Source organism: Pseudomonas sp. GD03842 (assembly GCF_029841165.1).
In the GTDB taxonomy this organism is placed as follows: Bacteria; Pseudomonadota; Gammaproteobacteria; order Pseudomonadales; family Pseudomonadaceae; genus Aquipseudomonas.
On sequence record NZ_JAOCEA010000018.1, the window covers coordinates 97101 to 109907 of the forward strand.

At 60.8% G+C, this 12807-nt stretch carries 13 protein-coding genes; 12 read left to right on the forward strand and 1 reads right to left on the reverse strand.

What is annotated here, in order from left to right; genetic code table 11:
• Nucleotide 1 precedes the first annotated feature (1 nt).
• Nucleotides 2-682 carry a DNA-3-methyladenine glycosylase gene (locus N5D61_RS22550; protein WP_108239558.1) on the reverse strand — a complete coding sequence of 227 codons (681 nt, stop codon included), beginning with the start codon at nt 680-682 and terminating at the stop codon, nt 2-4.
• Nucleotides 683-898: 216 nt separating this feature from the next.
• Between N5D61_RS22550 and N5D61_RS22555 the strand changes: the two genes are divergently transcribed.
• From N5D61_RS22555 to lipA, 12 genes are all read left to right on the forward strand, one after another.
• Nucleotides 899-2173: a glutamate-5-semialdehyde dehydrogenase gene (locus N5D61_RS22555; protein WP_279894271.1), complete on the forward strand. Its 1275-nt coding sequence runs from the start codon at nt 899-901 to the stop codon at nt 2171-2173.
• The gene (nadD, locus tag N5D61_RS22560) at nt 2139-2882 is read left to right on the forward strand and encodes a nicotinate-nucleotide adenylyltransferase (protein WP_279894272.1); all 744 of its coding nucleotides are present in this window, start codon (nt 2139-2141) and stop codon (nt 2880-2882) included. The genes N5D61_RS22555 and nadD overlap by 35 nt, the downstream gene beginning before the upstream one ends.
• A 16-nt stretch (nt 2883-2898) precedes the next feature.
• The gene (gene rsfS, locus N5D61_RS22565) at nt 2899-3291 is read left to right on the forward strand and encodes a ribosome silencing factor (RefSeq protein WP_108239560.1); all 393 of its coding nucleotides are present in this window, start codon (nt 2899-2901) and stop codon (nt 3289-3291) included.
• A 9-nt stretch (nt 3292-3300) separates the two neighbouring features.
• On the forward strand, nt 3301-3768 hold the full coding sequence (gene rlmH / locus N5D61_RS22570) for a 23S rRNA (pseudouridine(1915)-N(3))-methyltransferase RlmH (protein ID WP_108239561.1): 468 nt from the start codon (nt 3301-3303) through the stop codon (nt 3766-3768).
• Between the two features lie 31 nt (nt 3769-3799).
• Nucleotides 3800-5701: a penicillin-binding protein 2 gene (mrdA, locus tag N5D61_RS22575; RefSeq protein ID WP_108239562.1), complete on the forward strand. Its 1902-nt coding sequence runs from the start codon at nt 3800-3802 to the stop codon at nt 5699-5701.
• A gap of 31 nt (nt 5702-5732) precedes the next feature.
• Nucleotides 5733-6836, forward strand: a complete 1104-nt coding sequence (gene rodA / locus N5D61_RS22580) for a rod shape-determining protein RodA (RefSeq protein ID WP_177411110.1) — start codon at nt 5733-5735, stop codon at nt 6834-6836.
• A gap of 41 nt (nt 6837-6877) precedes the next feature.
• Complete coding sequence (gene mltB / locus N5D61_RS22585) at nt 6878-7888, forward strand: lytic murein transglycosylase B (RefSeq protein WP_108239564.1); 1011 nt, start codon at nt 6878-6880, stop codon at nt 7886-7888.
• Nucleotides 7888-8922: a septal ring lytic transglycosylase RlpA family protein gene (locus N5D61_RS22590; RefSeq protein WP_279894273.1), complete on the forward strand. Its 1035-nt coding sequence runs from the start codon at nt 7888-7890 to the stop codon at nt 8920-8922. Before mltB ends, N5D61_RS22590 begins: the two co-directional genes overlap by 1 nt.
• 203 nt (nt 8923-9125) lie before the next feature.
• On the forward strand, nt 9126-10286 hold the full coding sequence (locus N5D61_RS22595; protein ID WP_108239566.1) for a D-alanyl-D-alanine carboxypeptidase family protein: 1161 nt from the start codon (nt 9126-9128) through the stop codon (nt 10284-10286).
• Nucleotides 10287-10395: 109 nt separating this feature from the next.
• Nucleotides 10396-10671: a DUF493 domain-containing protein gene (locus N5D61_RS22600; RefSeq protein WP_108239567.1), complete on the forward strand. Its 276-nt coding sequence runs from the start codon at nt 10396-10398 to the stop codon at nt 10669-10671.
• Complete coding sequence (gene lipB / locus N5D61_RS22605) at nt 10671-11318, forward strand: lipoyl(octanoyl) transferase LipB (protein ID WP_108239568.1); 648 nt, start codon at nt 10671-10673, stop codon at nt 11316-11318. The genes N5D61_RS22600 and lipB overlap by 1 nt, the downstream gene beginning before the upstream one ends.
• 1 nt (nt 11319) lies before the next feature.
• Complete coding sequence (gene lipA / locus N5D61_RS22610; protein WP_108239569.1) at nt 11320-12363, forward strand: lipoyl synthase; 1044 nt, start codon at nt 11320-11322, stop codon at nt 12361-12363.
• Nucleotides 12364-12807: the final 444 nt, after the last annotated feature.

Consider the following 12807-nt stretch of genomic DNA (forward strand, 5'->3'; position numbering starts at 1 on the left):
ATCAGTTTCCTTGCGCGATGATGAAGTAATCGCGGCCTTCGACTTGGCCGCGTCTTAGGGGGTTGCGGGTGCAAAAGCGTGCGTAGTCCAGGTCCACGAAGCGGTACATCAATTGTTCGTCTCGCCCGGTTGGGATGCCCAGGCGCGTGGTCTGCACGATTCGCTCAGGCCGCTGACCGACATCCTCGACAAAAAGCTGGGCGTGATCGAAGCGTTTGGCGTCCCACATCGGCACTTTCAGCCCCAGCGCCTTGCACAGCAGTGTCTGGCCCGCACACAGCCTTTCGGGCGGTCGCAGGTTGCCGCTGGCATCAGGGTTGTTCAGTTGCATCTGCGCCAGGCTGTTCTCGTCCGAAACCTCGTCGACCCAGGGATAGGCGGATTTGATCAAGACGGCATTGCCCGGGCCCGCGGCGCTGAAGTTGAGCGAATCGCCGCCCCTGGCGTAATACATATAGATGTGGCCGCCATCCAGAAACAAAGCCTTACGTTTTTCTGTGTAGCCGAGCGACGCGTGACTGCCTTTTTCCTCGAGGTAATAGGCTTCGGTCTCTATGATCCGAGCCGACAGCCACAACGGGCCGACCTTGTGCCGGATCACCTTGCCCAGCAAGTCGCGAGCGAGGGTCTGGGCATCGCGGTCAAAGAAGTGGTCGCACAAGGCGCGTCGGTGATCGGGCATGGTTGGGCAGCGTGATGGCATGGCTGGGGATGATAGCAATGTCGGGCTTAATTGAGGCTGAATGAAGCGAATCCGCAAGCGCCTTGACGCTGCAATGTTTCAGTGGCCGTCCGCGCAACGATGGCTTATATCGACCATCCGCCTGTCGCCGCTGTCGTTCGTCACGCTCGGCAGCTATAATCGACCGCTTTCCTCTCTGCCAAGACCTCTGAGACCATGACTGAGTCCGTTCTTGACTACATGACCCGTCTGGGTCGCGCCGCCCGCGAAGCGTCACGTGTGATAGGCCGAGCCAGTACCGCGCAGAAAAACCGCGCGCTCGCCGCCACCGCGGCCGCGCTGGACGCTGCCCGTGACGAGTTGACTGCCGCCAACGAACGGGATCTGGCCAATGGCCGGGCCAACGGGCTCGAACCCGCCTTGCTCGAACGTCTGGCCCTGACCCCCGCACGTATCGACAGCATGATCGCCGGGTTGCGTCAGGTGGCGAGTCTGCCGGACCCGATCGGAACCTTGCGCGACATGAACTTCCAGCCGTCGGGTATCCAGGTCGGCAAGATGCGCGTCCCGTTGGGCGTGGTCGGAATCATCTATGAGTCACGGCCCAACGTGACCATCGATGCCGCCAGCCTGTGCCTCAAGTCGGGCAACGCTACCATCCTGCGCGGCGGCTCAGAGGCCATTCATTCTAATCGGGCCATTGCCGCCTGCGTTCAGCGGGGGCTGGCCGAGGCCGGTCTGCCTGCTGCCGTGGTCCAGGTCGTCGAAACCACTGACCGCGAAGCGGTCGGCGCATTGATCACCATGCCGGAGTATGTGGACGTCATTGTTCCGCGTGGCGGCAAGGGCCTGATCGAGCGCGTCAGCCGTGACGCCAAGGTGCCAGTCATCAAGCACCTGGACGGCATCTGCCACGTCTACGTCAGCGCGCACGCCGATCTGGCGGCAGCGCAGAACATCTGCTTCAACGCCAAGACCTACCGCTACGGGATCTGCGGTGCCATGGAAACCTTACTGGTGGATCAGGCCATTGCCGCCGATTTCCTCCCACGCATGGCCGCGCAATTCCGCGAGAAGGGCGTCGAGCTGCGCGGCTGCGAGCGGACCCGCGACTTGATCGAAGCCCTCGCGGCCACCGAAGACGACTGGCACACCGAATACCTTGCCCCGATTCTGTCGATTCGCATCGTGACCGGGCTGGATCAGGCCATCGAGCACATCAATCATTACGGTTCGCACCACAGTGACGCGATCGTTTCCGATTCCCAGGCCCAGACCCGCCGTTTCATGACGGAAGTCGACTCCAGTTCGGTGATGATCAACGCGCCAACCTGTTTCGCCGACGGTTTCGAATACGGCTTGGGCGCGGAAATCGGCATTTCCACCGACAAGATTCACGCCCGGGGCCCGGTGGGGCTCGAAGGACTGACTTGCGAGAAGTACGTCGTGGTCGGCGATGGTCGTCAATTGCGCGGACAAGGACCTGTCTGAGTTGACCGATGATCGGCAACACCCAGGCCAAGGTGCACAGCCTGACGAAGCGCCCGTTCGACCTAGGCCGAAACGCATCGGCATGTTGGGCGGGACCTTCGACCCCGTGCACATCGGGCATTTGCGCGGCGCGCTGGAAGTGGCCGCGTTGCTGGAACTCGATGAGCTGCGTCTGACGCCCAGCGCCAGGCCGCCTCATCGCGATACGCCCAGTGTCTCGGCGCAGGATCGTCTGGCGATGGTCTGCAGTGCAGTGCGCGGCGTATCGCCTTTAACGGTGGATGACCGCGAACTGTCGCGGGACAAACCGTCTTACACCATCGACACGCTGGAATCGATGCGTGCAGAACTGTCTGTCGACGACCAGCTTTTTTTGGTGTTGGGGTGGGATGCCTTTTGCGGATTGCCGACCTGGCATCGATGGGAAGAACTGCTGGAACACTGCCACATCGTGGTACTCCAGCGTCCGGATGCCGACAGCGAGTCGCCGGACACACTGCGTAACCTGCTGGCGGCACGTGCCGTCAGTGATCCCAAAGCCCTGAAGGGGCCGGGCGGACACATTACATTCGTCTGGCAGACGCCGCTTTCGGTGTCTGCCACCCAGATCCGTCAACTGCTGGCCAGCGGTAAGTCGGTACGTTTTCTGGTGCCAGACGCGGTACTGGCCTACATCGAGGCGCACGGGCTGTACCGTGCGCCCAATTGAACTGAATGAGTTTTATATGACACAGCAAAAAAACATCGTTACTGGCGAAGAGCTGGTTGAACTGGCCAAGGCCGCACTGGAAGACGTCAAGGCTCAGGACATCCAGGTCATCGACGTTCGCGATAAGCACAGCCTGACCGACTACATGGTGATTGCCACCGGTACGTCGAACCGTCAGATCAACGCCATGCTCGACAAGGTCCGTGAAAACGTCAAGGCCAAGGGCGCGCAGCCCCTGGGCGAAGAAGGCAAGGGCGAAAGCGACTGGGTTCTACTGGACCTGGGCGACGTCATCGTGCACATGATGACTGCCGCCGCACGCCAGTTCTATGATCTGGAACGTCTGTGGATGGGTGCCGAGCAGAGTCGCGCGGCCAGCGGTGCGCACCACACCCCAGGCAACGAATAAGGGCTCGTCGTGCGTCTGCGTCTGATTGCCGTCGGTTCACGCATGCCCAAATGGGTGGAAGAAGGTTGGCACGAATATGCCAAGCGTCTCCCGTCCGAATTGGCCCTTGAACTGGTCGAGATTCCGCTCAACACCCGAGGCAAGAACGCCGACGTGGCGCGCCTGATCCGTCAGGAAGGCGAGGCGATGCTGGCCAAAGTGCAGCCGGGTGAGCGAATCGTCACCCTCGAGGTCCATGGCAAGCCGTGGAGCACCGAGCAACTGGCCGCGGAGCTCGATCGCTGGCGCCTGGATTCGCGCACCGTGAACCTGATGGTGGGCGGCCCGGAAGGGCTGGCGCCGGAGGTGTGCGCCCGCGCCGAACAGCGCTGGTCGTTGTCGCCGTTGACGTTGCCGCACCCGCTGGTACGCATCCTCATCGGCGAGCAGATCTATCGTGCCTGGACGGTGTTGTCCGGCCACCCTTATCACAAGTAGCGCCGCTGCCTTCACTGTGAACACGCCCTAAATGTCTCAGCCGATTCGCCTGAAAGACCACGAAAAGGACGCACGCCTGGTGCGCAACCGCGTCGTGGTCGGCGCTGTGATCGTCATCGTGCTGATCTGCGTGTTGGTGGCGCGGCTGTATTTCCTGCAGGTGATCCAGTACGACTATCACTCCACGCTGTCGGAAAACAATAGGGTGCACGTACAGCCGATTCCGCCGAGCCGGGGCTTGATCTTCGACCGCAATGGCGTGGTCATCGCGGACAACCGGCCCAGCTTCAACTTGAGCATGACCCGCGAGCGCGCGGGAGGTGAGTGGGCCAAAGTGCTCGACACCATCATCGAAGTGCTGGAGTTGACGCCGGATGACCGGATCATCTTCGAAAAGCGCATGAAGCAGGGCCGCCGTCCCTTCGAGCCTGTGCCGATCCTGTTCGAACTGACGGAAGAGCAGATCGCCCGGATTGCCGTGAACCAGTTCCGGTTGCCGGGCGTGGAGGTGGTTGCGCAATTGATCCGGCACTATCCGCAAGGTGCGCATTTTGCGCATTCGGTGGGCTACATGGGCCGAATCAACGAAAAAGAACTCAAATCCCTCGATCCGGTGAATTACAGCGGTACCCATCACATGGGCAAAACCGGCGTCGAGCGGTTTTACGAGGCCGAACTGCACGGGCAGGTGGGCTATGAAGAGGTCGAGACCAATGCCCGTGGCCGGGTATTGCGTGTCCTCAAACGGACCGATCCGGTGCCGGGCAAGGACATCGTCCTCAGCCTCGACATCCAATTGCAGGAAGCTGCCGAGGTGGCCCTTGGCGGCCGTCGTGGCGCGGTGGTCGCGCTCGATCCGAACACCGGTGAAGTGCTGGCCATGGTCAGTCAGCCGAGTTTCGACCCGAACTTGTTCGTCACGGGCATCAGCTTCAAGGCCTATTCAGAGCTGCGCGACTCGGTCGACCGGCCGCTGTTCAACCGCATCTTGCGCGGTCTTTATCCCCCCGGCTCGACCATCAAGCCAGCGGTGGCCATTGCTGGCCTTGACACGGGCGTGGTGACGGCCAGTACCCGGGTATTCGACCCCGGTTACTACATGCTGCCCAATTACGACCACAAATACCGTAACTGGAACCGCACCGGGGACGGCTGGGTCGACCTCGACACCGCGATCATGCGTTCCAACGACACCTATTTCTACGACCTCGCCCACAAGGTGGGGATCGATCGCCTGTCTACCTACCTCAACAAGTTCGGCATCGGCCAAAAGGTCTCGCTGGACATGTTCGAAGAGTCGCCCGGCCTGATGCCGTCCCGCGACTGGAAACGCATCACACGCCGTCAGGCCTGGTTCCCCGGCGAGACGCTGATCCTCGGGATCGGCCAGGGCTACATGCAGGCGACCCCGCTGCAGCTTGCCCAAGCCACGGCATTGGTGGCCAACAAGGGCAAATGGAACAGGCCGCATCTGGCCAGGACGATTGAAGGCGAAAAGCCGGTGGATCACAATCCGATGCCGGATATCGTCCTGCGCGACCCGTCGGACTGGGCCAAGGTCAACCACGGCATGCAACAGGTCATGCACGGCGCGCGTGGCACCGCGCGCAAAGCGTCCATCGGCGCGCAATACCGCATCGCTGGCAAGAGCGGCACGGCCCAGGTCGTGGCGATCCGGCAGGGCGAGAAGTACGACCGCTCGAAGGTTCAGGAGCGCCATCGCGACCACGCCTTGTTCGTGGGCTTCGCGCCGGCCGACAACCCGAAGATCGTGGTGGCGGTGATGATTGAAAACGGTGAGTCCGGCTCCGGCGCAGCGGCTCCCGTGGTACGTCAGGTCATGGATGCCTGGTTGCTGGGCTCGGATGGCCGCCTGAAACCTGAGTACGCCGCCAACACACTGCCTCCGGAGACCGCGGCCCGTGAAGAGTAATTTCGACCGCATCCTTTCCAGCGAAGATGTGATGCGCCGTCGCGCCACATTCCTGCAGAAAATCCACGTCGATGGTCCATTGCTGATCCTGCTCCTGACGCTGGCGGCCGGCAGTCTCTTCGTGCTGTATTCGGCCAGCGGCAAAAGCTGGGACCTGCTGATCAAGCAAAGCACGTCGTTCGGAATCGGGCTGGTGTCGATGTTCATCATCGCGCAGCTGGAACCGCGCTTCATGGCGCGCTGGGTGCCAGTGGCCTACGTACTCGGCGTCCTGCTGCTGGTCGCGGTGGACGTCATGGGCCACAACGCCATGGGCGCGACCCGATGGATCAACATTCCAGGGGTGATTCGCTTTCAGCCTTCCGAATTCATGAAAATCATCATGCCGGCGACCATCGCCTGGTATCTGTCGAAGCGCACATTGCCGCCGCACCTCAAGCATGTGGCGGTCAGCCTGGGTTTGATCGGCTTGCCCTTCATCCTGATCGTGCGCCAGCCGGACCTCGGCACTTCATTGCTGATCCTGGCCTCCGGGACGTTCGTTCTGTTCATGGCAGGGCTGCGGTGGCGCTGGATCATTGGGGTCATCGCCGCCGCAGTGCCCGTGGCGGTCGCGATGTGGTTTTTCTTCATGCACGACTACCAGAAGCAGCGGATTCTGACGTTCCTCGATCCCGAGAGCGACCCCCTGGGCACTGGCTGGAACATCATTCAATCCAAGGCTGCGATCGGTTCGGGCGGCGTCTTCGGCAAAGGCTGGTTGTTGGGCACCCAGTCCCACTTGGATTTCCTGCCCGAAAGCCACACCGACTTCATCATTGCCGTTCTGGGCGAGGAGTTCGGCCTGGTGGGCATCTGTGCCCTGTTGTTGATCTATCTGGCGCTGATCGGGCGTGGGTTGGTCATTACCGCTCAGGCCCAGACCCTCTACGGCAAGCTGCTCGCGGGCAGCCTGACCATGACATTTTTTGTTTACGTGTTCGTCAACATCGGTATGGTCAGCGGTTTGCTGCCGGTGGTTGGGGTGCCGTTGCCCTTCATTAGCTATGGCGGAACTTCGCTCGTGACGCTGCTGTCAGCGTTTGGGGTTTTGATGTCGGTCCATACGCACCGCAAGTGGATCGCTCAGGTTTGATTACAGTGAATAACCGGTCAGGTTTTAAGGTCAGGAACTCAATGCAGGTAGTGCGTGGCTGGGCTGCTCGATATGCGCCGCTGGTCGGTCTGATGGGCATCCTCGGCTCAGTGCAGGAGTCGCTTGCCGGTGACTATGAAGGCTCCCCGCAGGTCGCGCAATTCGTCAGCGACATGACCCGGGATTATGGATTCGCCGGGGAGCAACTGATCGAAGTCTTTCGTAATGTCGAACGCAAACAGTCGATCCTCGACGCCATTTCCAAGCCCGCCGAACGGGTGAAGCCGTGGAAGGATTACCGCCCCATGTTCCTGACTGACGCCCGAGTGGCGCGCGGCGTGGATTTTTGGCGGCAGCATGAGGCGGTCCTTGCGAGGGCCGAACAAGAATACGGTGTACCGGCCCAGGTCATCGTCGCGATCATCGGCGTGGAAACGTTTTTCGGTCGTAATACCGGCAATTACCGGGTGATCGACGCATTATCCACACTGGGTTTCGATTATCCGCCCCGCGCAGAGTTTTTTCGAAAGGAGCTCCGAGAGTTCCTTTTACTCGCGCGTGAAGAGCAGGTGGACCCGTTGACCCTTAAGGGCTCGTACGCCGGTGCAATGGGTTTGCCGCAGTTCATGCCTAGCAGCTTCCGCAATTACGCGGTGGATTTCGACGGTGACGGCCACATCAACATCTGGACCGACCCGGACGACGCCATCGGCAGCGTCGCCAGTTATTTCAAGCGTCACGGCTGGGTGGCGGGTGAGCCGGTGGTCAGTCGTGCGACCGTGCGCGGCGACCGGGTCGACGAGGGGTTGAGCCCCGGCATCGAGCCGGTCAAGACTGTGGGGGAGTTGCGAGCGTTGGGGTGGGCGAGTCATGATGCGCTGCGCGATGATTTGCCGGTCACGGCGTTTCGCCTAGACGGCGACGCGGGGCCTGAATACTGGATGGGTTTGAAGAATTTTTACGCAATCACGCGTTACAACCGCAGCGTGATGTACGCCATGGCCGTGCATCAGCTGTCTGAACTGCTTGTTCAAGCTCGGGACGTCAAGTAATGCGGTCGATCCAAAAACCATTGAAGCTGGCAGCGTTTGCAACGCTTGCGTTGCTGGTCGTCAGTTGCTCCACCAGCCGACCGACAAAGCAGCAAGGCAATATCATCCGGTCGCAACCGGGGCTGGACATCAATCGCGCGCACAAAGACGGCGCGCCATGGTGGGATGTCGATGTTTCACGTATCCCGGACGCCGTCCCGACACTGCACACCGGTCCTTATAAGGCCAACCCTTACACGGTGCTGGGCAAGACCTATTTCCCGCTCACCGACTCCGCCAGCTATGTGCAGACCGGTACGGCGTCCTGGTACGGCACCAAGTTTCACGGGCAGAACACCGCCAACGGCGAGGTGTATGACCTGTATGGCATGAGCGCAGCGCATAAGACGTTGCCGCTGCCCAGCTACGTTCGGGTGACCAACCTGGACAACAACCGCACCGTGATTCTGAGGGTCAACGACCGCGGGCCGTTTTATTCGGATCGCATCATCGACCTGTCGTACGCCGCAGCGAAAAAGCTCGGCTATGCCGAAATCGGTACGGCGCGGGTCAAGGTGGAAGGCATCGATCCTGCCCAGTATTGGGCTCAGCGGGGCAAACCGGCTCCGCTGATGCTGGATCAGCCGCAAGTCGCGCTCAGCGGGCCTGCGGCTCGGCCGCAGCCTCAAGCGGCCACCCCTGTGATCACTGCGTCGGCGGGCACCATCGAGCAATGGACGCCGCCGCCGCAACAGCATGCCGCCCCTGTGACGCCCGTGCCGATCGACGCAAAAAAAAACGCTTCCGGACAAGCGTCTGGGCTGTTTCTCCAAGTGGGAGCCTTCGCCAATCCGGACGCTGCGGAACTCCTGAGGTCGAAACTGAGCGGAATGGTGAGGGCTCCGGTCTTCGTGAGCTCGATAGCGCGCAATCAACAGACGCTCTATCGCGTCCGATTGGGGCCGGTAGACACGCCGGGTGAAGCCCAGCAGCTGCAGAACAGCGTACGTTCGGCGAACCTGGGGTCGCCAAGCGTCGTGACGTCGGACCAGTAAAAGAACGCAACGGTCCGAACCCCGACAGCGGGGGAGGATCGAAGCGCCTGGCAGACGCTTGCTATCAGCGCAGCACTGTCAGCAGCTTTTCACGGGACCATCCAGGGTGCCACCTGTAGAATGTGGCCCCGCTCGCCAGGTCCGCCTGGCATTACGCTTTGCCCGCAAGGGCATGTTTGCCCATTAGCAATTTCGAGAGACGGATGAACATCACCACCTTTGCAAAACGCCTATGCCTGCTTATCCCGCTATTCACCGCGCCTGCCGTGTTCGCGGCCGAGCAGATGACGCCATCGCCACCGCAACTGGCTGCCAAGGCTTACGTGCTGATGGACGCCAACAGCGGTAACGTGCTGGTCGAAAACAACGGCGACCAGCGTCTGCCGCCTGCCAGTCTGACCAAGCTGATGACGGCCTACATCGCCACGCTGGAAATCCGTCGTGGGCAGATTGGCGAAAACGACCCCGTGACCATCAGCGAAAACGCCTGGCGTACCGGCGGTTCCCGGATGTTCATCAAGGTGGGCAGCCAGGTGACCGTCAGCGACCTGCTGCACGGCATTATCATTCAGTCGGGCAACGATGCGAGCGTCGCGGTTTCCGAGCACATTGCCGGCAGTGAAGACGCTTTCGCCGACATGATGAACAAGACCGCTGGCGACCTGGGCATGGTCAACAGCCACTTCATGAACCCAACGGGTTTGCCGAACCCGGACCATTACTCTACCGCGCACGACATGGCGATCCTTGCTCGCGCGATCATTCATGAAGACCCGGCTCACTACGCCATCTATTCGCAGAAAGAGTTCTTCTGGAACGGCATCAAACAGCCGAACCGTAACCTCCTGCTGTGGCGCGACAAGACGGTCGACGGCCTGAAGACCGGTCACACCGAAGAAGCGGGCTATTGCATGGTGTCATCGGCAGTTCGAGACGGTATGCGTCTGATCGCGGTCGTGTTCGGTACCACCAGCGAGCAGGCCCGCGCCGCGGAAACCCAGAAACTGCTGACCTACGGCTTCCGCTTCTTCGAAACCCAGACCTTCTACCAGAAGGGCACCGAACTGGCCCAAGCGCCGGTCTGGAAAGGCACCGAGCGTCAAGTGAAGGCCGGTCTGGCCGAAGACTTGTCCATGACCATGCCTAAAGGTGAAATCAAGAAGCTCACCGCCAGCATGACCATCAATCCGAAACTGGTCGCCCCTATCGCCAAAGGCGATGTGATCGGTCAGGTTGAAGTGAAGCTGGAAGATAAAGTGGTACGCACCGCTAATCTCATCGCGATGGACAGCGTTGAAGAAGGTGGTATCTTCCGCCGCCTGTGGGACAGCATCCGCATGTTCTTCTACGGTCTGTTCAACTGATTGCCGGTTGGCTATCGACTGACCGCGCATTGACTGTTGTTCCGTCCGCCCCTGCCGCTGATCGCGGCAGGGGCCTGTCCGTTTTCCGGCTTACGAGGCCGTTACTGCCATGACAGATACCGAAGCTAAAGCTCCAAAAATCGAATTTCCCTGCAAGGATTACCCGATCAAGGTGATCGGGGACACCATCGTGGACATCAAGCAGCAGATCATCGACATCGTGAAGAAGCACGCCACGATTAACGATGAGCGGGTGGACGAGCGCCAGAGCAGCAACGGCAAATACACCACCATCCAACTGCACATCTTCGCCACTGGCCAGGATCAGCTTTACGACATCAACAGCGAACTGCGGGCCACCGGTTTCGTGCACATGGTGCTGTGATGGCGGGGCGTCTGGGTTTTCGTGATCTGGGACTGATCGATTACGAGCCCACCTGGCAAGCCATGCAACGTTTCACGGACGGCCGCGACCGCGACACGCCGGACGAAGTGTGGCTGGTTCAGCACCCCCCCGTATTTACTCAGGGGCAGTCCGGCAAGCCCGAGCATCTACTACTTCCGGGTGATATTCCGGTGGTACAGGTCGATCGCGGCGGGCAAGTGACTTATCATGGCCCCGGGCAACTGGTGGCCTACCTGCTGCTGGATGTGCGTCGCCTCGGGTTTGGCGTGCGCGAACTGGTGACCCGGATCGAGCACAGCCTGATCGAGCTGCTGGCCAGCTTTGGCGTCGCGGCAGCTGCGAAACCCGAAGCACCGGGGGTCTATGTCGACGGGGCGAAGATTGCCTCGCTGGGCCTTCGTATTCGCAACGGCTGTTCGTTTCATGGGTTGGCGTTGAACGTCGACATGGATCTGGACCCGTTTAAACGGATTAATCCCTGCGGGTATGCGGGGCTGGCGATGACCCAGCTTCGCGAACAGGCAGGTCCGATTGAATTTGCCGAGGTCAGTGCCCGGCTGCGTGCGCAGCTCGTCAGACACCTCGACTACGCTGAGCAGACGACCCTAACGGGCGGAATCGATTGATATGACTACTGCGCATGAGACGGCCGACGGCGCCGTGCAAACCCAGATCCCGACAGTCAACGTGCATACGCCCGAGCGTCCTGTGCGTCCCAAGGTCGAAGCCGGCGTGAAGCTGCGCGGTGCCGAGAAAGTCGCGCGCATCCCGGTGAAGATCATCCCGACGGTCGAACTGCCGAAAAAACCGGACTGGATTCGCGTCCGTATCCCGGTGTCCCCGGAGGTAGACCGCATCAAGGCACTCCTGCGCAAACACAAGTTGCACAGCGTCTGCGAAGAAGCCTCCTGCCCGAACTTGGGCGAATGCTTCTCTGGCGGCACTGCGACTTTCATGATCATGGGTGACATCTGCACCCGTCGCTGCCCATTCTGCGATGTGGGTCATGGTCGTCCGAAGCCGCTGGACGTCGATGAGCCCAAGAACCTCGCCGTTGCCATCGCTGACCTGCGCCTGAAGTACGTGGTGATCACCTCGGTGGACCGCGACGACCTGCGTGACGGCGGTGCCCAGCATTTCGCCGACTGCATTCGTGAAATTCGTGCGCTTTCGCCGAACGTGCAGCTCGAGACACTGGTCCCGGACTACCGCGGTCGCATGGACATCGCGCTGGAAATCACAGCTGCGACGCCTCCCGATGTGTTCAACCACAACCTCGAAACGGTACCGCGCCTGTATAAGGCTGCCCGTCCCGGCTCGGATTATCAGTGGTCGCTGACCTTGCTGCAGCGCTTCAAGGAAATGGTCCCGCATGTGCCAACCAAATCCGGCCTGATGCTGGGCTTGGGCGAAACCGACGACGAAGTCATCGAAGTGATGCACCGCATGCGCGAGCACAACATCGACATGCTCACTTTGGGTCAGTACTTGCAGCCGTCTCGTAACCACCTGCCGGTTCAGCGTTTCGTGCACCCGGATACCTTCGCTTGGTTCGCTGAAGAAGGTTACAAGATGGGCTTCAAGAACGTGGCTTCCGGGCCGCTGGTACGCTCTTCTTACCACGCCGACGAACAGGCCAAGCTGACCAAGTCGTTGCTGACTGCGGGCTGATCGAAGCGGTAACAGATAAAAGGGCCGGATAGCGATATCCGGCCCTTTTTGTTTGAGCTGTGCGCCGCCCTGTAGGAGCGCGCTTGCCCGCGACTATGCCAGCCCGTCCGATGCGTCAGTGTCGTATGTTCCGACCGTTCGCGGGCAAGCGCGCTCCTACAGATATTTCGCCATCAGGGCCTGCGCAGGTTATTCAGCAACTCTTGCGTGGGATAGCCGTCCGCAGGCCAGCCAAAAGCTTGCTGAGCGCTTCCGGGCCGCTGGTACGCTCTTGTTACCACGCCGACGAACAGGCCAATTTGAACTGTGCGCCGTCTGTAGGAGCGCGCTTGCCCGCGACTACGCCAGCCCATCCGATACCTCTCTGTCGTATGTGCCGACCGTTCGCGGGCAAGCGCGCTCCTACAGGGGTTTCCCCATCACGGTCTGCGCAGGTTATTCAGC

Bases quoted from the DNA above. Each gene is read 5' to 3' on its own strand.
- N5D61_RS22550 (WP_108239558.1), bottom strand. From the start codon at position 682: ATGCCCGATCACCGACGCGCCTTGTGCGACCACTTCTTTGACCGCGAT.
- N5D61_RS22555 (WP_279894271.1), top strand. From the start codon at position 899: ATGACTGAGTCCGTTCTTGACTACATGACCCGTCTGGGTCGCGCCGCC.
- nadD (WP_279894272.1), top strand. From the start codon at position 2,139: ATGGTCGTCAATTGCGCGGACAAGGACCTGTCTGAGTTGACCGATGAT.
- rsfS (WP_108239560.1), top strand. From the start codon at position 2,899: ATGACACAGCAAAAAAACATCGTTACTGGCGAAGAGCTGGTTGAACTG.
- mrdA (WP_108239562.1), top strand. From the start codon at position 3,800: ATGTCTCAGCCGATTCGCCTGAAAGACCACGAAAAGGACGCACGCCTG.
- rodA (WP_177411110.1), top strand. From the start codon at position 5,733: ATGCGCCGTCGCGCCACATTCCTGCAGAAAATCCACGTCGATGGTCCA.
- mltB (WP_108239564.1), top strand. From the start codon at position 6,878: ATGCAGGTAGTGCGTGGCTGGGCTGCTCGATATGCGCCGCTGGTCGGT.
- N5D61_RS22590 (WP_279894273.1), top strand. From the start codon at position 7,888: ATGCGGTCGATCCAAAAACCATTGAAGCTGGCAGCGTTTGCAACGCTT.
- N5D61_RS22595 (WP_108239566.1), top strand. From the start codon at position 9,126: ATGAACATCACCACCTTTGCAAAACGCCTATGCCTGCTTATCCCGCTA.
- N5D61_RS22600 (WP_108239567.1), top strand. From the start codon at position 10,396: ATGACAGATACCGAAGCTAAAGCTCCAAAAATCGAATTTCCCTGCAAG.
- lipB (WP_108239568.1), top strand. From the start codon at position 10,671: ATGGCGGGGCGTCTGGGTTTTCGTGATCTGGGACTGATCGATTACGAG.
- lipA (WP_108239569.1), top strand. From the start codon at position 11,320: ATGACTACTGCGCATGAGACGGCCGACGGCGCCGTGCAAACCCAGATC.